Origin of the sequence: Actinomyces radicidentis (assembly GCF_001553565.1) — a bacterium.
Taxonomy (GTDB): domain Bacteria; phylum Actinomycetota; class Actinomycetes; order Actinomycetales; family Actinomycetaceae; genus Actinomyces; species Actinomyces radicidentis.
The window spans coordinates 1,738,969-1,762,923 of the sequence record NZ_CP014228.1; the positions used below are offsets into that span (position 1 = coordinate 1,738,969).

The following is a 23,955-nucleotide window of genomic DNA, read 5'->3' on the forward strand; positions in this document are numbered from 1 at the left end:
CCATGACGGGCGGGGACCGGAGAAGGACGGCGCGCGCCGCCCGCGCCGTGCTGCGCCCGATCGCCGCCCTCGCCCTCGCCCTCCCGGCCCTGCTGGCGCCGACCGCCCCCGCGCTCGGGGCCACCGCGAGCCCGTCATCCGGCCCCTCATCCGGCGTCCCGACGACCTCCACCGCCGCCCCGAGCGCCGCGTCGACGACCGCGGACGACGCCGCGGCCGACAGCACCGCCGACGAGCAGCGCGCCGCCGTCTCCTCCTGGGCGTCCAACGGCGGCCTCGCCCTGGTCCGCCAGGCCGTCGGCGCCGACGCGGACGTCGCCCTCTCCGAGCCCGTCGCCGTGCGGGCCTGGAACGAGGCCGCTGCGGCCGACGCCGCCGACCCCACCGCGCGCACCGACGACTGGACCGTGGCCGTCACCGTCGACGACGCCGCGACGGCCGTCCTCCTCGTCTCCGCCGCGGGCTCCGACCCCACCGGTCAGCTCGTCCAGGACGCCGACGTCGCCGGAGCCGTCGACGAGCTCGTCGGAGCGCGTGGCACGGAGCTCGTCCGCGACAGCGACGGCGCCTGGTACCTCCTCGCCGACTCGACCGTGACGGCAGTCGGGACGGCCGCACGGGCCGAGCTCGCCGGACCGGTCGAGGTGGGCGCCTACCTCGACGTCCTGCGCGAGCGACGCGGCGGTGACGCCGGTGCCACGACCGCGGCCGGCACGAGCAGCGGCTCGGACTGGAGCGTGTGGGCCACAGTCGTGGGCGTTGTCCTCATCGGGATCGCCATCACCGTCATCACGGTGCGCCACGAGCGCCGTGTCATGGCGCCGCTGCGCGAGGGAGTCACCGCCGGCGCCGCCGCCCAGGGGACCACGGCCCGACGAGCGGGCGCGACGGCCCTTCCCACGGTGGCCCGGGAGGCCGCCGACGCGCCCGCGATCGGCGCCGACCCGGGAGCCGACACTGGAGCCGGCACGGGGCCCGTGCAGGGCCAGCCCCGTCACGACGAGCCCGAGGCGTCGAGCACCACGGCCCCGGAGGACGGCGCCGGGGCGCCGAGGGCCTAGTCTGGGCCCGTGCGCATCCTCTCCATCGACTCCTCACTCGGAAGCCAGCTCCTCGTCTGCGACGCGCAGTCCTCCATCGAGGGCCGCACCGCCCTCGAGGTCCTCGCCTCCGCCGAGCAGCCCGACTCCCGTCACCACGCCGAGTCACTCGGCCCGATGCTCGCCGGCGCCCTCACCGAGCCCGCCGTCGCGGAGTCCCCCCTCGACCTCGTCGTCGGCGCCACCGGCCCCGCCCCCTTCACGGGCCTGCGCGCCGGCCTCGTCACCGCCCGCACCGTCGGCCGCGCCCGCGGGATCGACGTGCTCGGCGTCCCCAGCCTCGACGCCGTCGCCCGCCTCGCCCTCGACGCCGTCGCCGAGCGCGACGGCGAGGACACCGCCGCCTCCGCGACCGTCCTCGTCGTCACCGACGCCCGCCGCAAGGAGGTCTACGCCGCCCGCTACCGCGCCAGGGGCGCCGACGACGTCGAGCGCCTCGGCGAGCTCGCGGTCCTCGCCCCGGCCGACGCCGCCGGGCTGGGCGAGGCCGACCTCGTCGCCGGCTCCGGCGCGGTCCTCTACCCCGAGATCGCCCGGGGACGCGAGGCCCTCGCCCCCGTCTCCGGCGACGCCCGCGCCCAGGTCCGCATCGCCCTCGCGCGGCGCGCCGCGGGCGACGAGCTCTCCACCGAGCCCCTCTACCTGCGACACGCTGACGCCCAGATGCCCACGAGCCGCAAGCGCGCCCTGTGACCGCACCCTCCTCCGCCCTCGGGGCGGGCGGACCGGTCCTCCGGCCCGCCCGCCCCGACGACGTCCCGGAGCTCGCGCGCCTCGAGAGCGAGCTCTTCGGCGGCGAGGCCTGGAGCGAGCCGCTCCTGGTGGACGAGCTCGCCGCCGCCTCGGGGTCCGGCGCGGACCGCGTCTACGTCGTCGTCGAGGAGCCGGGGGAGGACGGGGAGCCGCTCGTCCTCGGCTACGCCGGCGCGTGGTTCGGGGACGGCCGTGGCAGCGCCGACCTCCTCACCATCGCCACCGTCCCGGCCGCCCGGCGCCGCGGGATCGCCACCGCCATGCTCGAGCACCTCGTGGGGCTCGTGGCCGACCGGGGCTGCCAGGACGTCCTCCTCGAGGTGAGGGCCTCGAACGAGGGTGCCCAGCGGCTCTACGCCGCCCACGGCTTCGAGGGCATCGGAACCCGGCGCCGCTACTACCTCGCCCCCGTCGAGGACGCCCTCGTCATGCGCCGGGTCCTGCGCGCGCCGGCAGGCCCCGGGCCCGTGGGCGCCGAGGCCCTCTGAGCCCGGAGCGGGCCGACGCCCGCGCTGCCCGGGGGCGCTCCCGCGACGACGCGGTCCGCGCGACCGGGCCCCCGGCATTTGTCTGACGCCTTTGTCACGAAATGACGACGGGTCCGACCATCCGACGCGGCCCGAGCATCCGTCCAGCGGCCCGGGCGTGGCCGTGCACGCACCACCCTTGGCCCGGGATCACGCGGATCCCCGGCGGAGGTCGGAGAACGGTTCCGTCGTCTAGGACCATCGGCGCAGCGTCCCTGCCTAACCTGCGGACGTGGCCTCTTCTACTGTTTCCGCCCCCCGAAAGCGGACCCCCTACCGCACCACCGTGTTCATGAAGCGCTTGATGGCGTGGTCGGGCATCGTGTTCATGCTCTTCCTCGTCTTCCACGCCTACGGGAACACCCACTACTTCGAGGGCGAGATCGCCTACGACGAGTACGCGCACTTCCTGCGCCGGCTCCTCATGCCGATCCTCCCGTACGGCGGCTTCCTGTGGATCATGCGCTGCGTGCTCATCGCGCTGATCCTCCTGCACGCCGGCAGCGCCTTCCACCTGTGGGCCCGCAACAAGAAGGCCCGCGGCACGGACAAGTACGCGGTCAAGAAGCCCGGAGCGGAGTACTTCGCCTCCCGCTACGCCATGCGCACCATGCGCTGGGGCGGCGTCATCCTCCTGCTCTTCATCATCTGGCACATCCTCCAGTTCACCACCCTGACCATCCAGGCCGGTGGCGCCTACGAGCACGGCCGCGCGTACATGAACATGTACTACGGCTTCAACCAGTGGTGGGTCTACCTCATCTACCTCGTGGCGCTGGCCGCCCTGTGCCTGCACATCTGGCACGGCGTCTGGTCCGCCCTCCAGACCCTCGGCGCCACCCGCCGCAACACGGTCCCCGCGATCCGCGTCATCGCGTTCATCGTCGCCTTCGGCGTCTTCATCGCCTTCATGATCGTCCCGACGGCCATCCTCCTCGGCTGGGTCGACGCCCCGATGAGCGCCGCCGCCTACCACCAGGCCGCGCAGGCCGCCGGCATCCTCACGCACTGAGAGAGACGCACCAAATGACTGACACCACCGACCTGTACACCGTCGGCGAGAAGATCGCCGACACCAAGGCCCCCCACGACGTGCCGATCGACCGCCGCTGGGAGCAGCGCAAGTTCGAGGCCAAGCTCGTCAACCCCTCCAACCGCCGCAAGCTCGAGGTCATCGTCGTCGGCACCGGCCTCGCCGGCGCCTCGGCCGCCGCCTCGCTCGGCGAGCAGGGCTACAACGTGAAGTCCTTCTTCTACCAGGACTCCGCCCGCCGCGCGCACTCCATCGCGGCCCAGGGCGGCATCAACGCGGCGAAAAACTACCGCAACGACGGCGACTCGACCTACCGCCTCTTCTACGACACGGTCAAGGGCGGCGACTACCGCTCCCGCGAGGACAACGTCTACCGCCTCGCCGAGATCAGCGCGAACATCATCGACCAGTGCGTCGCCCAGGGCGTCCCCTTCGCCCGCGAGTACGGCGGCCTGCTCGACAACCGCTCCTTCGGCGGCGTCCAGGTCTCCCGCACCTTCTACGCCCGCGGCCAGACCGGCCAGCAGCTCCTCATCGGCGCGTACCAGGCCCTCGAGCGCCAGGTCCACGCGGGCACCGTCACGGAGTTCCGCCGCCACGAGATGCTCGAGCTCATCGTCATCAACGGCAAGGCCAAGGGCATCATCGCCCGCAACATGGTCACCGGCGAGATCGAGGAGCACCTCGCCGACGCCGTCGTGCTGTGCACCGGCGGCTACGGCAACGTCTTCTTCCTGTCCACCAACGCCATGGGCTGCAACGGCACCGCGGTGTGGCGCGCCCACCGCAAGGGCGCCTACTTCGCCAACCCGTGCTACACGCAGATCCACCCGACCTGCATCCCGCAGTCCGGCGACTTCCAGTCCAAGCTCACCCTCATGAGCGAGTCGCTGCGCAACGACGGCCGCATCTGGGTGCCCAAGAAGGCCGAGGACTGCGCCAAGGACCCGCGCGAGATCCCCGAGGAGGACCGCGACTACTACCTCGAGCGCATCTACCCCGCCTTCGGCAACCTCGTCCCCCGCGACATCGCCTCCCGCCAGGCGAAGAACATGTGCGACGAGGGGCGCGGCGTCGGCCCCGCCATCCGCGAGACCTCGCCGGAGGGGACCGAGCGTGAGATGCGCCGCGGCGTCTACCTCGACTTCTCCGAGGCCATCGGCCGTCTCGGCAAGGACCAGGTCTCCGCCAAGTACGGCAACCTCTTCGAGATGTACCAGCGCATCACGGGCGACGACCCCTACGAGGTCCCCATGCGCATCTACCCCGCCGTCCACTACACGATGGGCGGCCTGTGGGTCGACTACGACCTCGAGTCCAACCTCCCCGGCCTGTACGTCGCCGGCGAGGCCAACTTCTCCGACCACGGGGCCAACCGCCTCGGCGCCTCCGCCCTCATGCAGGGCCTCGCCGACGGCTACTTCGTCCTGCCCAACACGCTCAACGACTACCTCGCCGACGCCCTGCGCGAGGGCAAGCCGGACCCGAAGGCCCCCGAGGTCGCCGAGGCCCGCAAGAGCGTCGAGGACCGGATCAACCGCCTCATGGCACTCCAGGGCACCCGCTCCGTGGACGACTTCCACATGGCCCTCGGGCGCATCATGTGGGAGTACTGCGGCATGGAGCGCCGCGACGAGGGCCTCCGCGAGGCCATCAAGCAGATCCGCGCGCTCAAGGCGGAGTTCTGGCGCGACGGCAAGGTGACCGGTGAGGCCATGGAGCTCAACCAGTCCCTGGAGAAGGCGGGCCGCCTGCTCGACTTCTTCGAGCTCGCCGAGCTCATGTGCATCGACGCGCTGCACCGCCGCGAGTCCTGCGGCGGGCACTTCCGCGCCGAGTCGCAGACCCCCGAGGGCGAGGCCCTGCGCCACGACGACGAGTTCCTCTACGTGGCCGCGTGGGAGTGGGGCGGCGAGAACCAGCCGCCGATCCTCCACAAGGAGGACCTCATCTACAAGGACATCGAGCTCAAGCAGCGGAGTTACAAGTGAACATCAAGCTCAAGATCTGGCGCCAGAAGAACCGCGACGCCGAGGGCCGCTTCGAGGAGTACTCGATGTCCGGCGTCGAGGAGCACATGAGCTTCCTCGAGGTCCTCGACCTGCTCAACGAGCAGCTCTTCGGCGAGGGCAAGGAGCCCGTCGCCTTCGACTCCGACTGCCGCGAGGGCATCTGCGGCCAGTGCGGCGTCGTCATCAACGGTCAGGCCCACGGTCCGATCCGCTCAACGACCTGCCAGCTGCACATGCGCCACCTGGCCGAGGACCCGTCCTTCAAGGACGGCTCCACCATCACCATCGAGCCCTTCCGCTCGACCGGCTTCCCGGTCCTCAAGGACCTCATCGTCGACCGCTCCGCCCTGGACCGCATCGTCCAGGCCGGCGGCTACATCTCGGTCAACACGGGCGCGGCCCCCGAGGCGCACGCCGTGCCCGTCCAGAAGGAGAAGGCCGACGCCGCCTTCGAGGCCGCCGCCTGCATCGGCTGCGGCGCCTGCGTCGCCGCCTGCCCCAACGCCTCCGCCATGCTCTTCACCGCCGCGAAGATCTCCCACCTCGGCCTGCTCCCGCAGGGCCAGCCGGAGCGCCTCCCGCGCGTGGTGAGCATGCTCGGCCAGCACGACGCCGAGGGCTTCGGCGGCTGCACCAACATCGGTGAGTGCGCCGCGGTGTGCCCCAAGTCCGTCCCGCTCGAGGTCATCACGCGCCTCAACCGCGACCTCGGCCACGCCGTCTGGAAGGGCACGAAGGCGCACGCCTGAAGCCCCGAGACACCAGCGCCCGGAGGGGCGGTCGTCCGCGAGGACGGCCGCCCCTCCGTCGTGCTCGCCGTCCGGGAGCGCGCCCGCCGACGTCGGGCGTCGTCCCCGTCACCCCGGGGCCGGGAGCGCCGAGGGAGGGGCTAGGCTTGCGGACCGTGAGCGAACCACTGATCCTCGGCATCGAGTCCACCTGCGACGAGACCGGCGTGGCGCTGGTGCGGGGCCGCGAGCTCCTCGGCGACGTCGTCGCGACCTCCATGGACGAGTACGCCCGCTTCGGGGGCATCATCCCGGAGATCGCCTCCCGCGCCCACCTCCAGTCCTTCGTGCCCACGCTCGACGCCGCCCTGGCCAAGGCCGACGTGGACCTCTCCGAGGTGGACGCCGTCGCCGTCTGCGCGGGCCCTGGCCTCATCGGCTCCCTCACTGTCGGCATCTCCGCCGCCAAGGCGCTCGCCGCCTCCATCGGCAAGCCGGTCTACGGCGTCAACCACGTCATCGGCCACCTCGCCGTCGACGAGCTCGTCGACGGCCCGCTGCCCGAGCAGTTCATCGGTCTCATCGTCTCCGGCGGCCACTCCAACATCCTGTCCATCAAGGACATCGCCACCGACGTCGTCGAGCTCGGCGGTACCCTCGACGACGCCGCCGGCGAGGCCTTCGACAAGGTCGGCCGTCTCCTGGACCTGCCCTACCCCGGCGGCCCGCACGTCGACCGACTCTCCCAGGAGGGCGACCGCAAGGCCATCCGCTTCCCGCGCGGCCTGTCCGCCGCGAAGGACAAGGACCGCCACCGTTACGACTTCTCCTTCTCCGGCCTCAAGACCGCCGTCGCCCGCTACGTCGAGTCCCTTGAGGACGCCGGCAGCGAGGTCCCCAAGGCCGACGTCTGCGCCGCCTTCTCCGAGGCCGTCAACGACCCCCTCACCGCCAAGGCCGTCCAGGCCTGCCTCGACCAGGGCGTCGGCACCCTCGTCGTCGGCGGCGGCTACTCCGCCAACTCGCGCCTGCGCTTCCTCGCCGCCGAGCGCTGCGAGGCCGCCGGCATCGAGCTGCGCCTCCCGCCGCTCAGGTACTGCACGGACAACGGCGCCCAGATCGCCGCGCTCGGCTCCGCCGCCGTCCGCGCCGGCGTCGCCCCGAGCCCCATGGGCTTCGCGCCCGACTCCGGCATGCCGCTCGACGTCACCGTCGTGCACTGACGTCGGCCCCGGCCGAGGGCCGAGCCGTCGATCGGCGTCCCCCCCCCCCCCGGTCCGCCGGCCGCGCGACCACCGCACGCAGGAGGGCGGCCCGCACCACCAGGTGCGGGCCGCCTCCTCACGTCGGCGAGCCGGTCAGGCGCCGAGCGAGAGGACCTCGCTCGGCGTGAGCGGGCGACCGGCCCGGACCTCGGCGAGGAGCAGCCGCACGGCCGCCTCGTGGGCACCGCCCGCCGCCCCGACCGCGGCGAGCTGCCGCTGGTAGGAGGCGCCCGCGTCGAGCGTCGCCGCCACCCCGGCCAGCTCGGCCTCGCAGCCCAGGTCCGCGGCCACCGGCTCGAGCTCGGTGAGCATCCGGCGCACCGTGTCCGTCACGAGCTCCTCGTTCCCGGCGGAGTCGGTGATGAGGATGGCGCCCATGCCGTAGCGGGCCGAGCGCCACTTGTTCTCGTCGACGTACCAGTCCGGCATGGAGTCGAGCTCCTCGCCGCGGTCCAGGCGGCGGGAGAAGTCCTCGACCATGCACTGCGTGAGGGCGGCGATCCCGGCGAGCTCGGTGAGGTTGGTGGCCGCGTCGCAGGCGCGCACCTCGACCGTGCCGAGGCGGGGCGACGGCCGCACGTCCCAGCGGACCTCCGTGAAGTCCTCGATGACGCCGGTGTGGATCATGTCGCCGGCGTAGGCCTCGAGCTCCTCCCACGTGCCGAGCTGGTGCGGGGCCCCCGCCGTCGGCAGCTGCTGGAACATCATGGCGCGGTTGTCCGCGTAGCCCGTGTCCTCGCCCGCCCAGAAGGGGGAGGAGGCGGACAGGCACTGCAGGTGGGCCGTGCGCGTGAGGAGGGCCTTGAGGATCGGCAGGGCCTTGTCGCGGTCCTCGATGCCGACGTGGACGTGCGTGCCGAAGATGAGCATCTGGTGGCCCCACAGGCGCGTGCGGTCGACGAGCCGCTCGTAGCGCTCCGAGTCCGTCACCTTCTGGACGAGGGGGTCGGCGAAGGGGTGGGTGCCGGCGCTCGCCAGCTCGACGCGGAGCGGCTGGGTCACGGGCAGGAGCCGGTCGTAGGCGTGCGCGATGTCCTCGACGCACTCCGCTACCGTCCGCCGCGCCCCGGAGACAAGCTCGACGGTGTTGAGCATCATCTCGCCGTGGATGTTCTCGTCGGGGCCGACCTCGCGCAGGATCTCCGCGGCGCACTGGCGCAGGTCGAGGCTGTCGCGGTCGACGAGCTGGAGCTCCCACTCGACGCCGAGGGTCGAGCGCGGCGAGCGTGCGAAGGGGAGGGGCTCGCGGTGGATGAGTCGTGCCGGTGCCATGAGGCTCCTCAAGGGGCGCGTGAGCGCGGGCCCGAGCGGGACCGCGGGCCCATCGTAGGGGCCGGGAGGCGTCGACGCTGGTCAGGGCCGGTGCGGCGCGCCCCGCGGGTGCCGTGCTCCGCGGGCCCCTGGCGGCTCCTCCGCGGCGGTCAGGCCGACGGGGCGTCCTCGACGACGAGCACGGCGCCCCGGGCGAGGCCGCCGCCCCGGGCTCCCACGCGGGTGAGCAGCCAGGTCTCGGAGGCGGTCCCCGAGGGGCGGACCTGCTTGCGCAGCAGGTCGGGGGACTGGTCGACGCCGCGCTTGTGGATCTCGAGCCGTCCGATCCCGCGCTCCCGCACGCGACCGCGGAGCGCCTTGGTGCGCAGGGGGAGGACGTCGATGAGCCGCCACGAGCGCACGAAGGGGACGAGCTCCGCGGGCGCGGGCGCGTCCCCGGTGAGGTAGGCGATGCGCTCGCCGACGGGTCTGGCTCCGAGGCGCCTTGCGACCGCCCCGACGAGCCCGGCGCGGATGACGGCGCCGTCGGGCTCGTGGACCCAGCTGCCGAGGGCTTCTGCGTCCGCCACGGGCTCGAGCTGCTCGGGCGGAGTGCTGGGGTTCGTGCAGGACGGGTCGCGCAGGACGTGGGCGCGGGCCTCTCCGTCGGCCCCGGCGCGCAGGCACAGGGCGGAGCGGCCCGGCCCCTCCGGGGCGAGGGGGCCGCACCAGACTCCCGCCTCGACGACCTCGCCGTCAACGCTCACCCACTGCGCGTGGGAGTCCGCCGGCAGGAGCGCGTGGTCGATGCCGGGAGCGACCTTGACGCCGAGCGCCTCGACGCGCTCCCGGAGCGCCAGGACGCGGCTGAGAGCGGGGGACCACTGCTCGGGGTCCGTGATGCGGCGCCCGCCGGCGCGACGCGCGGGGTCGGCGAAGACGGCGTCGACGCCCTCGGCGTCGAGGTCGATCGCCATGGCGTCGGCGCAGCGCACCTCGGCCTCGGGGAACGGCATGAGGTTGACGGTGGCGAGGGCGGCCGTGGCCTCGTCCCGCTCGACGGCGAGGACCCGCAGGCCGAGACCCGCCAGCGCCATCGCGTCGCCGCCGATCCCGCAGCCGAGATCGGCCGCGAGCTTCGGGCCGGCGGCGGCGAAGCGGGCGGCGTGGTGCGCGGAGACGACGAGGCGCGTCGCCTGCTCGAGCCCGTCGGGGGTCAGGAGCATCCGCTCCGCGAAGGGCCCGAACTTCGCCGCGGCGCGCCCGCGCAGGCGCTGCTGGGTGAGCGCTGCCGCGACGAGCGCCGGGTCGTGGCCCTCCGCGCGCAGCCTCTCCCCGAGGGTCAGGGCCTCCGACTCCTCGTAGGGCGGCAGGGAGGAGAGCAGCGCCCACCCCTCGGGCGTGAGGAGCGGCGCGAGCCCTGCCGCCTCGGGCGAGCCCTGGGCGGGGCGCGGGTCGTGCCAGCGACTGCGCGACGGGGTGCCTGAGGGTGCGAAGTGGCTCACGGGACGGATCATGGCACGCCCGGTTAGAGTGCGCTGGCCGCGTCGTCCTGGCGGGGTCCGGCTCGTACGACCCGTTCTCGAGCGGTTCTGCAGCAGCGAGGAGGTCCTGTGCACCGCATCCCGTCCGCCGCCGTAGCCGCCCGCGGCCTCCTGCTCGGGGGCGCCGCGCTCGCGGGCGCCGGCTCGCTCGGCGCGGGCGTCCTCCTCGCCTCGTCCAACGCCTGGATCTCCCTGGCGAGCAGGGGACGGGTCCGCGACTGGGACGAGCTCGTGGCGGGGGCCCCCGACGGGGACGGGCCGGCGCCTCGGCCCTCGGGCGGGAACGACGAGGGGGAGCCCGCCGTCGCCGTCGTCCTCGGCGCCGCCGTCTGGCCCGGGGGCGTTCCCTCACCCTGGCTGGCCTACCGGCTCGACGCCGCCGCCGGGCTGTACCTCGCCGGCTTCGTCGACGCCGTCGTCGTGAGCGGGGACGGGAGGCGCGCGTGGCGCGATGAGCCGGCCGTCATGCGCGACCACCTCGTGCGCGTCGGCGTGCCCGCACCCGCGATCGTCCTCGACCGCGCCGGCCTGGACACCTACGACACCTGCGTCCGGGCTCTCCGCGTCCTCGGGGTGCGCCGGGCCGTGCTCGTGAGCCAGGACTTTCACGTGCCCCGAGCCGTGGCCATTGCGCGGGCCGTCGGCCTGTCCGCCGCCGGCGCCTCCGACCCGCTCGCCCGGCGGCGCAGCCCCCACCGCTGGAGGGACTCGTGGCTGCGCGAGCGACCCGCCGCCGTCAAGGCCGCCTGGGACGTCCTCAGCGGACGAGCCCCCTCGGACCAGCCCGCCGAGGGCGACGTCGCGGCCGCCGTCGCCTGGACCCGGGAGGATCCTGAGCGCGCCCGGGCGGCGCTGCGCCGAGCCCCGCACGCCCTGGGCGAACCGCGTCCGCCCGTTTGGCACTCGCGTTGACTGAGTGCTAATTCCGCGCGTAGATTCGGCTCCAGACGCGGGAACGTGCCCGGCACGCTCTCGCGGCTCGCACCAGCGACGGAACAGGCCGACCCCCGCGACGGCGGCCCTCCCGGACGGGCGCGACCAACCGACATTCCACACGCTCAACAAGCGAGAAGGGGAGGACGCCATGTCGATCTCCATCAAGCCGCTCGAGGACCGGATCGTCATCCAGACGGTCGAGGCCGAGCAGACCACCGCCTCCGGCCTGGTCATCCCGGACACCGCCAAGGAGAAGCCGCAGGAGGGCAAGGTCGTGGCCGTGGGCCCGGGCCGTGTCGACGACTCCGGCAAGCGCATCCCGGTCGACGTCGCCGAGGGCGACGTCGTCATCTACTCCAAGTACGGCGGCACCGAGGTCAAGTACGCCGGCGAGGACTACCTCATCCTCTCGGCCCGCGACGTGCTCGCGGTCGTCACCAAGTGACTCTTGCCGCGTGACCCGAGGGTCGCGCGGAGACGACGGAGGGGCGGGAAGCATCTGCTTCCCGCCCCTCCGTCCGTCGTGCTGGCCGGGGGAACCGCCGCTGGGCCGCTGTCGCGGCCAGCTCGCCGCGGCCCCGGAGCCTCCGGCCTCAGGCGACCGGCTCGTGGCGCTCGCGCTGCTCGATCAGCTCGCGCCGCTCCTCCTCGGTGAGACCGCCCCAGACGCCGTAGGGCTCGTGGGTCGCGAGGGCGTGGTTCCGGCAGTCGACGATGACGGGGCAGGTGCGGCAGACGGCCTTGGCCTCCTCGTCGCGGCGGCGGTTGGAGCCGCGCTCGCCCTCGGGGTGGAAGAAGGTCGCGGAGTCCATGCCGATGCAGGCGCCGTCGTACTGCCACTCCCACAGGGCGACGATGGGGCCGGGCTGACGCGAGCTCTCCGTCATGGGTGGTGCCTTCCTCAGGTGGAAGCCGAGCGACGACGTCGGCGGCACGGCTCAGGTGGCTGTGTCTGGCGCAACACTAAAAGACGCCCTGGGTGCCGACAAGGATTCCTGTGCGGGTTTCACCCGTCGCGCGGGGCATTGTGACGGAGGCTACCGGGGGTCCGCTATCGGTGCGGGTGAATTGATAGTGATGCGGACCTGATATTGAACGATTCGATGTCAAACGGGTGAATGTGCAGGTCAGGGGCGGTTCGGGTGTGCGGCAGCCCTCGCTGTCCGGCGGGCACGTGAGGAAGATCGGTGTGCGCGCCGGGCGGTGCGGGTCCTACCATGCGAAGGGTGAGCGACTCGATCACCAACTCTGACCTCTTCGCACCCACCGGCCTGACCTACGACGACGTCCTCCTCCTCCCGAGGCTGACCGACGTCATCCCCTCCGAGGTCGACACGACCTCCCGTCTCACCAAGAGGATCTCGCTGGCCACGCCGCTGCTCAGCGCCGCCATGGACACCGTCACCGAGTCCGACATGGCGATCGCCATGGCCCGCCAGGGCGGCATCGGCATCCTCCACCGCAACCTCTCGATCGAGGACCAGGCGCAGCAGGTCCGCCGCGTCAAGCGCAGCGAGTCCGGCATGGTCTCCGACCCGGTCACCATCGGCCCCGACGCCACGATCGCCCAGCTCGACGAGCTCTGCGGCCACTACAAGGTCTCCGGCCTGCCCGTCGTCGACGACGCCGGCAACCTCCTCGGCATCATCACGAACCGCGACCTGCGCTTCGTGCCCTCCGAGAAGTGGTCGACCCTCACGGTGCGCGAGTGCATGACGCCGCGCGAGCGCCTCATCACCGGTCCCACCGGGATCTCGCGCGAGGACGCCAAGGCGCTCCTGGCCGAGCACCGCATCGAGAAGCTCCCCCTCATCGACGACGCCGGCCACCTCACCGGCCTCATCACCGTCAAGGACTTCGTCAAGACCGAGAAGTACCCCCACGCCACCAAGGACGCCGAGGGCCGCCTCGTCGTCGGCGCCGCCGTCGGGTACTGGGGCGACACCTGGGACCGCGCCGGAGCCCTGGCCGAGGCCGGCGTCGACGTCATCGTCGTCGACACCGCCAACGGCGGCGCCAAGCTGGCCCTCGAGATGATCAGCCGACTCAAGACGGACTCCGCGTTCTCCGGCATCGAGATCGTCGGCGGCAACGTCGCCACCCGCGAGGGCGCCCAGGCCCTCATCGACGCGGGCGTCGACGGCGTCAAGGTCGGCGTCGGCCCGGGCTCCATCTGCACCACCCGCGTCGTCGCCGGCGTCGGCGTCCCGCAGGTCACCGCCGTCTACGAGGCCGCCAGGGCCTGCCGTCCCGCGGGCGTCCCGCTCATCGCCGACGGCGGCCTGCAGTACTCCGGCGACATCGCCAAGGCCATGGTCGCCGGAGCCGACACCGTCATGCTCGGCTCGCTCCTGGCCGGCTGCACCGAGTCCCCGGGCGACCTCGTCTTCGTCAACGGCAAGCAGTGGAAGCGCTACCGCGGCATGGGCTCGCTCGGCGCCATGAGCTCGCGCGGCCGCAAGTCCTACTCCAAGGACCGCTACTTCCAGGCCGACGTCACCGGCGACGACAAGATCGTCCCCGAGGGTATCGAGGGCCAGGTGCCCTTCTCCGGCTCGCTGGCCGACGTCGTCTACCAGCTCGTCGGCGGCCTGCACCAGTCGATGTTCTACGTCGGTGCCCGTACCATCCCCGAGCTCCAGGCCAACGGCCAGTTCGTCCGGATCACGAGCGCGGGGCTCAAGGAGTCCCACCCGCACGACATCAAGATGACCGTCGAGGCCCCGAACTACACCGGCCGCGACAACTGAAAGCGCCGGGCCGGCACGTCCGGCCCCGCGACGACGGCGCCCCCGCGAGCACCCGCTCGCGGGGGCGCCGTGCGCTCACAGGCCCTCGGGCAGCGGCCAGGCCGTCTCGACGTCGGCAGGGCGGCCCTTGCGGCGCAGGAAGTCGTTGAAGGAGACCGCCCAGTCCCGGTGCGCCGCGGCCTGGAAGGCGACGAGCTCGTCGGCGTCGAGCCGCGCGACCTCCGGGTGCGCCCGCAGGATCGCCTCGAGGACGTCGAGGGTCGCCGCGACGTCGACCTCCGCGGTGTGCAGCGCCTCGTCGACGACGACGCCGTAGACGGCGCACATGTCGCCCAGGCGGCGCTTGCCCTTGCGGTAGCGGTCCACCTTCCGGTCCAGGACGAGGGGGTCCAGGACCGGGCCGAGCTCCCGGCCGAGGCGCTCGCGCAGCGTCGGCAGGCCGTGGCGGGCGAGCTCGGACTCCATGAGGGTGAGGTCGTAGGAGCCGTTGAAGGCGACGACGGGCGTCCCCGCCGCCATCGCGGCCGCGAGCCGCGAGGCGACCTCCTCGAGGACCTCCTCGACCGGTCGCCCCTCGGCGCGCGCGCGCTCGGTCGAGATGCCGTGCACGGCCGCAGCCACCGCCGGGATCTCGACCCCCGGGTCGGCGAGCCAGGTGAGGACCTCCTGGTCCCGGCCGTCGTCGGCGCGCCGCGGCCCGCGGGCCACGAGGGCGGCGGTGACGAGGCGGTCCGAGCGCGGGTCGACGCCCGTCGTCTCCGTGTCGAAGCCGAGGAGGGGGCCGTCCGCCCAGCCGGCGGCTCTCGCCGTACCGGACGTCGTGGGGGAGGGGTGCTGCTGCTCGCTCATGGGGCGAGTGTGCCACCGCCCCACGACACGTCCGGCGGGGCGCTGACGGCCGGATACGATCGCGCCATGAGCGCAGAGATCGAGATCGGCCGCTCCAAGCGGGCGCGTCAGGCCTACTCCTTCGACGACATCGCCCTCGTCCCGGCCCGACGCACCCGGGACACGCGCGACGTCCGCGTCGGCTGGCAGCTCGACGCCTACCACCTCGACCTGCCCATCCTCGCCGCCCCCATGGACTCCGTCGTCAGCCCCGAGACCGCCATCATGGTGGGGCGCCTCGGCGGCGTCGGCGTCCTCGACCTCGAGGGCCTGTGGACCCGCTACGAGGACCCCTCCGAGGCCCTCGCCCGCATCCGCCAGGCCGCCCCCGAGGACGCAACCCGCGTCCTCCAGGAGGTGTACCGCCCGCCGGTGCAGCCCGAGCTCATCCGCGCCCGCCTCGCCCAGATCAAGGAGGCCGGCGTCATCGTCGCCGGCCGCCTCAGCCCCGCGCAGACGCAGCGGCACTGGCGCACCGTCGTCGACGCCGGCGCCGACCTCTTCGTCATCCGCGGCTCGGCCGTCTCCGCCGAGCACGTGTCCGGCTCCGCCGAGCCACTCAACCTCAAGCGCTTCATCTACGAGCTCGACGTCCCCGTCCTCGTCGGCGGTGTCACCACGTACACGGCCGCCCTCCACCTCATGCGCACCGGCGCCGCGGCCGTCCTCGTCGGCCAGGGCGGCGGGGCCTCCTCCTCGGTCCGCCAGGTGCTCGGCCTGCACATGCCCATGGCCACCGCCGTCGCCGACGTCGCCGCCGCGCGCCGCGACTTCATGGACGAGTCCGGCGGCCGCTACGTCCACGTCATCGCCGACGGCTCCGTCGGCAACTCCGGCGACGTCGTCAAGGCCATCGCCTGCGGCGCCGACGCCGTCATGCTGGGCGCCGCCCTCGCCCGCGCCGAGGAGGCCCCCGGCGGCGGCTACCACTGGGGCTCGGAGTCCCGCCACGAGCGCCTGCCCCGGGGCTACAGGAGCCACGTCGGCACCGTCGGCACCATGGAGCAGATCCTCAACGGCCCCTCCGACCGCGTCGACGGCACCCTCAACATCATGGGCGCCCTGCGCCGCACCCTGGCCACCACGGGCTACGCGGACGTCAAGGAGCTCCAGCGGGTCGACGTCGTCGTCGCCCCCTACGACCCCAGCTGACCGCCGTTCCGGCGGACCGACGCCGGGCCTCGCGGGGCGCCCCTGCCGACAGGGCGCCCCGCGGTATATTCCCTGACGAAACGAAGCGGTTTCCCCGCGCCGTCCGCGCCGGCGTCCGCCGGTCTCCTTCAACGACGAACGGAGTCCCCATGTCAGCAGCCACCACCGTGGCCTCGCGCACCCGCACCCGGAAGCGCCCCAAGGACGACCGGGCGCTGGGCATCGCCTTCATCATCCCCGCCGGGATCGGCCTCATCGCCTTCTACATCTGGCCGCTCATCCGCGGCATCTGGCTGTCCTTCACCGAGTACAACCTCCTCACGCCCGAGACCTTCACCGGCGGCGCGAACTACACGCGCATGGTGCACGACTCGATCTTCTGGAACGCCGTCAAGGTCACCCTCGAGTACGTCGTCATCAACATCGGCGTCCAGACGATCATGGCGCTCGTCATCGCCGTCCTCATGCAGCGGCTGACGCAGTCGACCTTCGTGCGGGCCATCGTGCTCACGCCCTACCTCGTGTCCAACGTCGTCGTCGCCATGCTCTGGCTCTGGATCCTCGACAACACCCTGGGCATCTCCAACCAGATCATCGAGGCCATCACCGGCAGCTCGGTCAACTTCTTCTCGACCTCGCTCGCCATCCCGACCATCGCCCTCATCAACGTGTGGCGGCACATGGGCTACACGGCCCTGCTCATCTTCGCCGGCCTCCAGTCGATCCCGGGCACGGTCTACGAGGCCGGCAAGGTCGACGGCGCCCGTGAGTGGACGATGTTCTGGCGGATCACCGTGCCGCTCCTGCGGCCGATCCTCGCGCTCGTCCTCATCATGACGATGATCGGATCGTTCCAGGTCTTCGACACCGTCTCGGTCACCACCGCCGGCGGGCCCGTCAACGCCTCGCGCGTCCTGCAGTACTACATCTACGACATGGCCTTCGGGCGCTTCCAGTTCGGCTACGCCTCCGCCATGGCCGTCGGCCTGCTCATCGTCCTCGCCGCCATCACGATCCTCCAGTACCGGCTCACCCGCGCCGGCGAGACGGACCTGGACTGAGAGAGGGGAGAGACCATGAGCACCGCAAGCGCCACCGACCTCACCATGACCTCCGACGCCGTCAGCCCCGACGGCGCCCCCGCCGCGACCCGCACCGCCGGCCAACGCCTCTCCGCCGGCCGCGTCATCGCCTGGATCTTCATGATCCTCGTCATGCTCATCACGATCCTGCCGTTCTACTGGGTCCTGCGCACCGCGCTGTCCTCGAACGCCGGGATCGCCGCCCACCCCACCTCGATCCTCCCCGTGGACACGAACCTGCGCGGCTTCGAGCGGGTCTTCGGCATGCAGTCCACCGCGGACGCCATCAAGGACGGCGGCTCCGGGGCCGCCCTCAACTTCTGGGTCTACCTGCGCAACTCGATCGTCGTGGCGACCCATGTGACCGTCTTCCAGGTCCTCTTCTCCGCGATGGCCGCCTACTCCTTCGCGCGGCTGCGCTGGCGCGGCCGCGACGCGGTCTTCATGATCTTCCTCGCCGCCCTCATGGTGCCGTCGATCTTCACGCTGCTGCCGAACTTCGTCCTCATCAAGCAGCTCCACATGGTCGACACCCTCCTGGGCGTCGCCCTCCCGACGATGTTCATGACGCCCTTCGCGGTGTTCTTCCTCAAGCAGTTCTTCATGAACATCCCGCGCGAGCTCGAGGAGGCCGCCCTCCTCGACGGCGCCAGCAAGATCCGCGTCTTCTGGAGGCTCATCCTCCCGATGGCCCAGGCACCGCTCGCGACGCTCGCCATCCTCACCTACATCACGGCCTGGAACGACTACTTCTGGCCCCTGCTGGTCTCCTACTCGGACTCCTCGCGGGTGCTCACGGTCGCCGTCGCCGTCTTCAAGTCGCAGGCGCCGACCTCGGGCACCGACTGGTCCGGCCTCATGGCCGCCACCCTCGTCGCCGCCCTGCCCATGCTCCTGCTCTTCATGGCGGCCGCGAAGCGCGTCGTCAACTCCATCGGCTTCACCGGGATCAAGTGAGGAAGGCCCATGCTCAGCGACACCATGCTCACCCGCCGCGGCGCCCTCACCGCGCTCGCCGCCTCGGCCGCCGCCCTCACCCTGTCCGCCTGCGGCTCCGCCTCGAAGGGCACCTCGGGCAAGGTCATCACCTACTGGCTGTGGGACTCCCTCCAGCAGCCCGCGTACCAGGAGTGCGCGGACCGCTTCAGAGAGAAGACCGGCATCACCGTCAAGATCAGCCAGATCGGCTGGGACGACTACTGGACCAAGCTCACCGCCGGCTTCATCGCCGGCACCGCCCCGGACTGCTTCACGGACCACATCCAGAAGTTCGCCCAGTTCACCGACCTCGACGTCCTCCTGCCACTGGACGAGCAGGAGGCCTGGTCCGGCGTCGACGAGTCCGCCTTCCAGGACGGACTCATCGACCTGTGGAAGGGCGAGGACGGCCACCAGTACGGCTGCCCCAAGGACTGGGACACCGAGGCCATCTTCTACAACAAGGAGATGGTCAAGGAGGCCGGCCTCACCGACGAGGACATCACCTCGATGGAGTGGAACCCCGACGACGGCGGCACCTTCGAGAAGGTCCTCGCCCGCCTCACCGTCGACCGCAACGGCAACCGCGGCGACGAGGAGGGCTTCGACCCGAACCACGTCAAGGTGTACGGCCTGGGCATCCAGGACTCCGGCTCCGCCGACGGCCAGACCCAGTGGAGCCCCTTCACGGCCTCCGCGGGGGACTGGTACTACACGGACAAGAAGACCTGGGGCACCCACTACCGCTACGACGACAAGGCCTTCCAGCAGACCCTCGACTGGTACTTCGGGCTCGTCGACAAGGGCTTCCTCAACCCCAACGGCGCCTTCTCCGACGCCACGAGCACGGACATCCAGCTCGGCTCCAAGTCGATCGCCATGGCCGTCCACGGCGCCTGGATGTTCAACACCTTCGCCAACCTCGACCTCGACGTCGGCATCGCGCCGACGCCGGTCGGGCCGAACGGGACGAGCCAGTCCCTGTTCAACGGGCTCGGCGACTCGGTGGTCAAGGCCTCCCCGAACGCCAAGGAGGCCGCCCAGTGGGTGTCCTTCCTCGGCACTCAGGAGGCCCAGGACATCGTCGCCTCCTACGGCATCGTCTTCCCCGCGATCACGGCGTCGACGGAGAAGGCCAAGACGGTCTTCGAGAAGACCGGGCTCCCCACGGAGCCCTTCACCAAGCACGTCGAGGACGGCACGACCTTCTTCTTCCCGCTCACGTACTTCGGTGCGGACGTCAAGGCCATCATGACGCCGGCGATCGAGGACGTCTGGGCCAACCGGGTCCCGGCGTCGACGCTCACCGAGTACAACGACCAGGTCAACCTGCTGTTCGACACCTCGACGCACGACTGACTGCTCCCCGGGGCGCCGCGCGCGGGGGACGGTCGGCCGATACGGCCCTCCGTCTCCCCATCGCGGTGCCCCCGGGACGCGATGTCGGGTAGTGTGAGTGGCGTCTACCAGCCACCGGCTGGGAACCCGCCGCACCGGCTCACCGAGCCGCCCGACCCGCGAGCGGTCCCCTCCTCCAGCAACTCAAGGAGCCTCACATGGCACAGGTCAACGCCACCATCGCCTCCAAGGTCGGTCTTCACGCCCGTCCCGCCGCCACCTTCGTCAAGGCCGTCGCCGAGAAGGGCGTTCCGGTCACCATCGCCAAGGAGGGCGGCGCCCCCGTCGACGCCTCCTCCATCCTCGGCGTCATGACGCTCGGCGCCGGCTTCGGCGACGTCGTCACCCTGTCCTCGGACGCCGACGGCGCCGAGGGCGCCCTCGACGAGCTCAAGGCCCTCCTCGAGACCGACCTCGACGCCTGAGACGCCTGACCGGTCCTGACGGACCGGCACTCAGCAACCCGACGGGGCGCGCAGCGCTGGACATCCGGCGCAGCGCGCCCCGTCGTCGTGCGCGCGGTGGGAGGCGGGAGGCGGCGGTGGGAGCGGCCGACGCCGGGCTGGTGCTCCCGCGGCGTCCCGGTGGCCGAGAGACGGCGGCTCGGCACGCTGCCCGTGGGAGGATCCGGGTGTGGACACCGCCCTCCTCGTCAAGGCGCTCGGCGCGCTCTTCGCGATCATGAACCCCTTCGTCAACCTGCCGATCTTCCTCAGCCTCACGGCCGGTCAGGACGCGGCGAGGCAGCGCCGCACCGCCTGGCGGACGGTGCTCATGGCGACGGTCACCTGCGCCGTCGTCGCCGTCGCCGGCAGCGCGCTGCTCTCGTTCTTCGGGATCAGCGTCGCCGACTTCCGCGTCGCGGGCGGGCTCGTCCTGCTCATGATCGGGCTCGGGATGCTCAACGGCACCGGCTCGACGGCCCACGAGGGCACCGACTCGGAGAAGGCGCACGCCCAGGCGCACGCCGAGCGCAGCGACGTCGCCTTCTACCCCATGACCTTCCCGATCCTCGTCGGACCCGGCACGATGACGACCATCATCGTCCTCGTCGCCGAGGGCGGGGACTCCGGCGCGGGCGGGCTCCTCGCCGTCGGGATCGCGCTCGCCCTCGTCCTTGCGTGCCTCGGGATCGTCCTGCCCTTCGCCGGCGCCATCGGTCACCACATGTCCATGACGCTGCGCACCATCATGACGCGCCTCATGGGCATGGTCCTCGCCGCGATCGCCGTCGGCATGCTCGGAGCGGGCCTGACCACGCTGCTGCCGGGACTGGCGCACTGACCCAGTCGGTCCAGGTCGGGCCCCGAGCCGGAGCCCCTGCTACAGTGCGGGCCACGGCGAGCTGACGCCGAGCGGGGGACGGCCCGGTCCCGTCCCGCCACCCGCGAAGGGGAGCGCATCCTCCGGCACCACCGTCCCTCACCGCCCCGCGTCGCCGGGGCCCCGGCTCGAGCCGGCCGACCCAGGGGCGGGTGCGACCGGGAGCAGCCGCCCGAAGGGAACGCCATGACCGCCGACGCCGACTTCAAGAAGCTCGTCCGCGCGCGTATGACCGAGACCGGCGAGCGCTACACGCAGGCCCGCGCCGCCCTCCTCGCCGAGCACGAGGCCGCGCTGCGCGCCGAGGAGACCTTCCGGGCCCGCACCCTGCGCTCCTTCCTGCGCGACGGGCGCCTCGTCTCCGTACCCGTCAAGCGGCGGGCGCGCGTCGTCGTCCTCCTTGAGCTCCTCGACCTCTTCGAGCCCGGACGCGAGTACCCCGAGACCGAGGTCAACGCCCTCCTGCGCCCCGTCCACGACGACGTCGCCTACCTGCGCCGCGAGATGGTCGACTACGGCTTCCTCGCCCGCGACCACGGCGTCTACCGGGTCGCGGAGGAGCCAAAGGAGATGACCGGCAACATGGCCGCCGAGGTCCCGACCGACCTCGCCGAGCGCCTCGCCCGCAGGCACTCCGAGTCCTGACGGAAGCGGTCCGACCGCCGTCAGCGGGCGGCCGCCAGTCCCAGGAGGACGACGCCGATGACGGCGGCCACGACCCCGGCCGCCGTCGCCCGGCCCTCCCGGCGGGAGCGCTGCTCACCGAGTAGGAGCACGCCCCCGGTGGCCGAGATGACGAAGCCGAGCTGGGACAGGCTGAATCCGGTGGCGACGCCGACGGTCGTCGTCGAGTGCAGCAGGATCGCGTTGCCCACGGCCCAGATCCCGCCCGCGACGGCCGAGGGCCAGAAGCGCGGCCCTACGACGGGCTCGTGCGAGGGGATGACCCTCACACAAGCGAGGGAGCCGAGGAGGAGACCGATGCCCATCGGGCCGAGGGCATCGGCGCTGGAGACGTCGGCGAGGCGCAGCATCCCGGCGTACGAGCCGTAGACGAGGGCGGACAGGACCGTCGCGATGAGGCCCGCGCGCCGGGCGGCGGAGGACGGCCCCGGTCCGTCGTGCTCCTGCCATGAGCAGCCCAGCGCCCCCGCCATGATGAGCGCCAGCGCCAGGAGACCGAGGGGGAGCGCCCCGGGTGCGCGCCACTCGCCGAGCAGCGCGACGCCGATGGCCGCGTTGAGGGCGAGCTGGAGGGCGGTGGTGAGCGGCATCGTGCGGCTCACGCCCCAGGAGTGGAAGCCCCGCAGGACGAGGACCTGGCCCGTGGACCACATGAGGCCGGACAGGATCCCGAGGAGCGTCGCCTTGAGCGACCAGTCCCCGCCGAGGAACGGGGTGACGGCGAGGCTGACGATCCCGGCCCCGGCCATGACGGCGACGTTCTGGCGGCGCGCGTCGGCGGGGAAGGCGCCGATGGTGAGCGCCATGACGCCGAAGAGCAGGGAGGGGAGGAAGGCGATCGCGAGGGTCACGCCGGGAGCCTAGGCCCCCGCGGCGTCAGGACGCGGCCGGGGTGGTGAGGTGCCGCTCGCGGAGTGCGTCCATCTGGTCCTCGAGGGTCGCGCCGGCCGCGTGGACGTGCGGTGCGTGGGGCGCCGTCGTCGGGTCGATCCGTGCGCCCAGCTCGCCGAGGGCGACGAGGAGCGGGACCGCGCTGATGCCGAGCTCCGTGAGCGAGTAGCGCCCCTGCTTGCCGCGCGGGGCCTCCGCCTTGGTGAGGAGCCCGGCGATGGTGAGGTCGGTGAGCCGGCGTGACAGGAGCGGGGCGGAGATGCCCTCCTCGCTGCCGGTGAGGAGCTGGCGGAAGGTGCGGCGGTCGTGCATGGCGACGTCGTGCAGGATGAGAAGGCTCCACCGGTCCCCGAGCACCTCGACGGCGCGGTTGACCGGGCAGGAGGACCGGGGGCTCTCGATCATGATCCGCCTCTCAGGGAACGACGAGTGGTTGCGAAGTGCAACCGGATGGGCATGCCCTCGCACCATCCGGTTGCACAACGCAACTACCTGATCCAGGCAGAGCCTTCAGCAAGGAGCCCGCCGTGAAGGCCGTCGTCCTCGAGAAGTACCAGGCGCCCCCGTCGACCTCGTCCTCAACACCCAGGGAGATGACATCACCCTGCGCTCCGTGGAGGTCCTGCGCCGCGGCATCACCTACTGCTTCCTCTTCATCGCGCCCGACGGCGAGGGACTCCGCGAGGTCTCCGCGCTCGTGGCCTCGGGCGCGATCCACCCCGTCATCGACCGCGTCCTGCCCTTTGAGCAGGCCGTCGAGGCCCTCGACCAGCTCCTCGCCGGCGGCACGAAGGGCAAGGTGCTCGTCTCCACGGCCCCTGCCGCGGTCACCGACCGGAACTGAGTGGCCGGGGCGTCGGAACCGCCCGGTAGGGTGCCGCCCATGACGATCATCGCTGCGGCGGACGGCTCCGCCCTCGGCAACCCCGGCCCCGCCGGCTGGGCCTGGTACGTGGACGAGTCCTGCTGGGCCGCCGGCGGCTGGCCCGAGTCCACGAACAACCGTGGCGAGCTCACCGCCCTCCTCGAGCTCCTGCGAGCCACCGCGCACACCGGCGAGGACCTCCTGATCCAGGCCGACTCCCAGTACGTCATCAACTCGGTCACCAAGTGGATGAAGGGCTGGAAGCGCCGCGGCTGGCGCAAGGCCGACGGCAAGCCCGTCCTCAACGACGACCTCATGAAGGCGATCGACGAGGCACTCGTCGGCCGCACGGTGCGCTTCGAGTGGGTCAAGGGCCACGCCGGTCACCCCGCCAACGAGCGCGCCGACGACCTCGCGCGCGCCGCTGCCACCGCCTTCCAGCGGCGCACCGCCGTTCCGGCCGGGCCCGGCTGGACGCGCGGCGGGGCCGCACCGGAGCAGCGGACCGTTGCGGAGTCGGCTGCGGCCCCCGGTCCGGAGGGCGACGTCGTCCCCGGCTCGACGGCGGCCCGCCGCGCCGCCCTGCGCGCCCAGCAGGAGGCCGAGCACTCCGAGCAGCAGGCCCCCGGCACGCTCTTCTGACCTTCGCCGAGATCGGGACATCCTGACCTCGAGATCGGTCCGTTCTCCACAGACGCCCCGCGTGCGCGCTTCAGCAGCAGTGACCTGGGTGCACTGCTCAGCCGCGAGGACACGATGTCCCGATCTCAGAGTCAGGATGTCCCGATCTCGCGG

At 72.4% G+C, this 23,955-nt stretch carries 25 protein-coding genes; 19 read left to right on the top strand and 6 right to left on the bottom strand.

The annotated features are described in order from the left end of the window. Positions 1-2: 2 nt before the first annotated feature. From AXF14_RS07385 to tsaD, 7 genes are all read left to right on the top strand, one after another. Positions 3-1,061, top strand: coding sequence for a hypothetical protein (locus AXF14_RS07385; RefSeq protein ID WP_150118446.1), 1,059 nt, complete (start codon positions 3-5; stop codon positions 1,059-1,061). A 9-nt stretch (positions 1,062-1,070) separates the two neighbouring features. Next, positions 1,071-1,793 carry a tRNA (adenosine(37)-N6)-threonylcarbamoyltransferase complex dimerization subunit type 1 TsaB gene (tsaB, locus tag AXF14_RS07390; RefSeq protein ID WP_067942108.1) on the top strand — a complete coding sequence of 241 codons (723 nt, stop codon included), beginning with the start codon at positions 1,071-1,073 and terminating at the stop codon, positions 1,791-1,793. After that, a complete protein-coding gene (locus AXF14_RS07395) occupies positions 1,790-2,341 on the top strand; it encodes a GNAT family N-acetyltransferase (RefSeq protein ID WP_067942109.1) in 552 nt (183 codons plus the stop codon). Before tsaB ends, AXF14_RS07395 begins: the two co-directional genes overlap by 4 nt. Before the next feature lie 331 nt (positions 2,342-2,672). Next, positions 2,673-3,392: a succinate dehydrogenase cytochrome b subunit gene (locus tag AXF14_RS07400; RefSeq protein ID WP_067942110.1), complete on the top strand. Its 720-nt coding sequence runs from the start codon at positions 2,673-2,675 to the stop codon at positions 3,390-3,392. Between the two features lie 14 nt (positions 3,393-3,406). Then, entirely contained in the window at positions 3,407-5,404 is a 1,998-nt protein-coding gene (locus AXF14_RS07405) for a fumarate reductase/succinate dehydrogenase flavoprotein subunit (protein WP_067942112.1), read from the top strand. Beyond that, entirely contained in the window at positions 5,401-6,174 is a 774-nt protein-coding gene (locus AXF14_RS07410; RefSeq protein WP_067942114.1) for a succinate dehydrogenase/fumarate reductase iron-sulfur subunit, read from the top strand. Before AXF14_RS07405 ends, AXF14_RS07410 begins: the two co-directional genes overlap by 4 nt. Before the next feature lie 155 nt (positions 6,175-6,329). Continuing rightward, positions 6,330-7,376 carry a tRNA (adenosine(37)-N6)-threonylcarbamoyltransferase complex transferase subunit TsaD gene (gene tsaD / locus AXF14_RS07415; RefSeq protein WP_067942116.1) on the top strand — a complete coding sequence of 349 codons (1,047 nt, stop codon included), beginning with the start codon at positions 6,330-6,332 and terminating at the stop codon, positions 7,374-7,376. A gap of 135 nt (positions 7,377-7,511) precedes the next feature. Here tsaD and AXF14_RS07420 read toward each other — a convergent pair whose 3' ends face one another. Further along, the gene (locus AXF14_RS07420; protein WP_067942118.1) at positions 7,512-8,690 is read right to left on the bottom strand and encodes a glutamate--cysteine ligase; all 1,179 of its coding nucleotides are present in this window, start codon (positions 8,688-8,690) and stop codon (positions 7,512-7,514) included. Between the two features lie 149 nt (positions 8,691-8,839). After that, positions 8,840-10,054 carry a class I SAM-dependent methyltransferase gene (locus AXF14_RS07425; protein WP_067944182.1) on the bottom strand — a complete coding sequence of 405 codons (1,215 nt, stop codon included), beginning with the start codon at positions 10,052-10,054 and terminating at the stop codon, positions 8,840-8,842. A gap of 228 nt (positions 10,055-10,282) precedes the next feature. Between AXF14_RS07425 and AXF14_RS07430 the strand changes: the two genes are divergently transcribed. Further along, positions 10,283-11,125 carry a SanA/YdcF family protein gene (locus tag AXF14_RS07430; protein WP_236755346.1) on the top strand — a complete coding sequence of 281 codons (843 nt, stop codon included), beginning with the start codon at positions 10,283-10,285 and terminating at the stop codon, positions 11,123-11,125. Between the two features lie 172 nt (positions 11,126-11,297). Then, positions 11,298-11,594 (top strand): co-chaperone GroES, encoded by a 297-nt coding sequence (gene groES, locus AXF14_RS07435; protein WP_067942120.1) that lies wholly within the window; start codon positions 11,298-11,300, stop codon positions 11,592-11,594. A gap of 148 nt (positions 11,595-11,742) precedes the next feature. Here groES and AXF14_RS07440 read toward each other — a convergent pair whose 3' ends face one another. Next, the gene (locus tag AXF14_RS07440; RefSeq protein WP_067942122.1) at positions 11,743-12,036 is read right to left on the bottom strand and encodes a WhiB family transcriptional regulator; all 294 of its coding nucleotides are present in this window, start codon (positions 12,034-12,036) and stop codon (positions 11,743-11,745) included. 330 nt (positions 12,037-12,366) lie between these two features. On the opposite strand from AXF14_RS07440, the gene guaB reads away from it, so the two are divergent. After that, entirely contained in the window at positions 12,367-13,899 is a 1,533-nt protein-coding gene (guaB, locus tag AXF14_RS07445; protein WP_211260067.1) for an IMP dehydrogenase, read from the top strand. A gap of 75 nt (positions 13,900-13,974) precedes the next feature. Here guaB and AXF14_RS07450 read toward each other — a convergent pair whose 3' ends face one another. Then, complete coding sequence (locus AXF14_RS07450) at positions 13,975-14,748, bottom strand: exonuclease domain-containing protein (protein WP_067942125.1); 774 nt, start codon at positions 14,746-14,748, stop codon at positions 13,975-13,977. Between the two features lie 66 nt (positions 14,749-14,814). Here AXF14_RS07450 and AXF14_RS07455 point away from each other — a divergent pair, with 66 nt between their 5' ends. From AXF14_RS07455 to AXF14_RS07485, 7 genes are all read left to right on the top strand, one after another. Further along, positions 14,815-15,939: a GuaB3 family IMP dehydrogenase-related protein gene (locus AXF14_RS07455; protein WP_067942127.1), complete on the top strand. Its 1,125-nt coding sequence runs from the start codon at positions 14,815-14,817 to the stop codon at positions 15,937-15,939. A gap of 149 nt (positions 15,940-16,088) precedes the next feature. Then, on the top strand, positions 16,089-17,000 hold the full coding sequence (locus AXF14_RS07460) for a carbohydrate ABC transporter permease (RefSeq protein ID WP_067942128.1): 912 nt from the start codon (positions 16,089-16,091) through the stop codon (positions 16,998-17,000). 15 nt (positions 17,001-17,015) lie between these two features. Further along, on the top strand, positions 17,016-17,978 hold the full coding sequence (locus AXF14_RS07465; protein WP_067942129.1) for a carbohydrate ABC transporter permease: 963 nt from the start codon (positions 17,016-17,018) through the stop codon (positions 17,976-17,978). A gap of 9 nt (positions 17,979-17,987) precedes the next feature. Continuing rightward, on the top strand, positions 17,988-19,358 hold the full coding sequence (locus tag AXF14_RS07470; protein WP_067942130.1) for an ABC transporter substrate-binding protein: 1,371 nt from the start codon (positions 17,988-17,990) through the stop codon (positions 19,356-19,358). Between the two features lie 197 nt (positions 19,359-19,555). After that, positions 19,556-19,822, top strand: a complete 267-nt coding sequence (locus AXF14_RS07475) for an HPr family phosphocarrier protein (protein ID WP_067942131.1) — start codon at positions 19,556-19,558, stop codon at positions 19,820-19,822. Between the two features lie 208 nt (positions 19,823-20,030). Next, a complete protein-coding gene (locus AXF14_RS07480; protein WP_067942136.1) occupies positions 20,031-20,681 on the top strand; it encodes a MarC family protein in 651 nt (216 codons plus the stop codon). Positions 20,682-20,906: 225 nt separating this feature from the next. Continuing rightward, the gene (locus tag AXF14_RS07485) at positions 20,907-21,365 is read left to right on the top strand and encodes a DUF2087 domain-containing protein (RefSeq protein ID WP_067942138.1); all 459 of its coding nucleotides are present in this window, start codon (positions 20,907-20,909) and stop codon (positions 21,363-21,365) included. A gap of 20 nt (positions 21,366-21,385) precedes the next feature. On the opposite strand, the gene AXF14_RS07490 is transcribed toward AXF14_RS07485, so the two are convergent. Together AXF14_RS07490 and AXF14_RS07495 are read right to left on the bottom strand one after the other, a co-directional pair. After that, entirely contained in the window at positions 21,386-22,255 is an 870-nt protein-coding gene (locus AXF14_RS07490) for a GRP family sugar transporter (protein WP_084355441.1), read from the bottom strand. 25 nt (positions 22,256-22,280) lie between these two features. Next, positions 22,281-22,700 carry a winged helix-turn-helix transcriptional regulator gene (locus tag AXF14_RS07495; protein WP_067942140.1) on the bottom strand — a complete coding sequence of 140 codons (420 nt, stop codon included), beginning with the start codon at positions 22,698-22,700 and terminating at the stop codon, positions 22,281-22,283. A 208-nt stretch (positions 22,701-22,908) separates the two neighbouring features. Between AXF14_RS07495 and AXF14_RS07500 the strand changes: the two genes are divergently transcribed. Beyond that, positions 22,909-23,139, top strand: coding sequence for a zinc-binding dehydrogenase (locus AXF14_RS07500; protein ID WP_067942142.1), 231 nt, complete (start codon positions 22,909-22,911; stop codon positions 23,137-23,139). A 39-nt stretch (positions 23,140-23,178) separates the two neighbouring features. After that, positions 23,179-23,802 carry an RNase H family protein gene (locus tag AXF14_RS07505; RefSeq protein WP_067942144.1) on the top strand — a complete coding sequence of 208 codons (624 nt, stop codon included), beginning with the start codon at positions 23,179-23,181 and terminating at the stop codon, positions 23,800-23,802. The last annotated feature ends 153 nt before the right edge of the window (positions 23,803-23,955 follow it).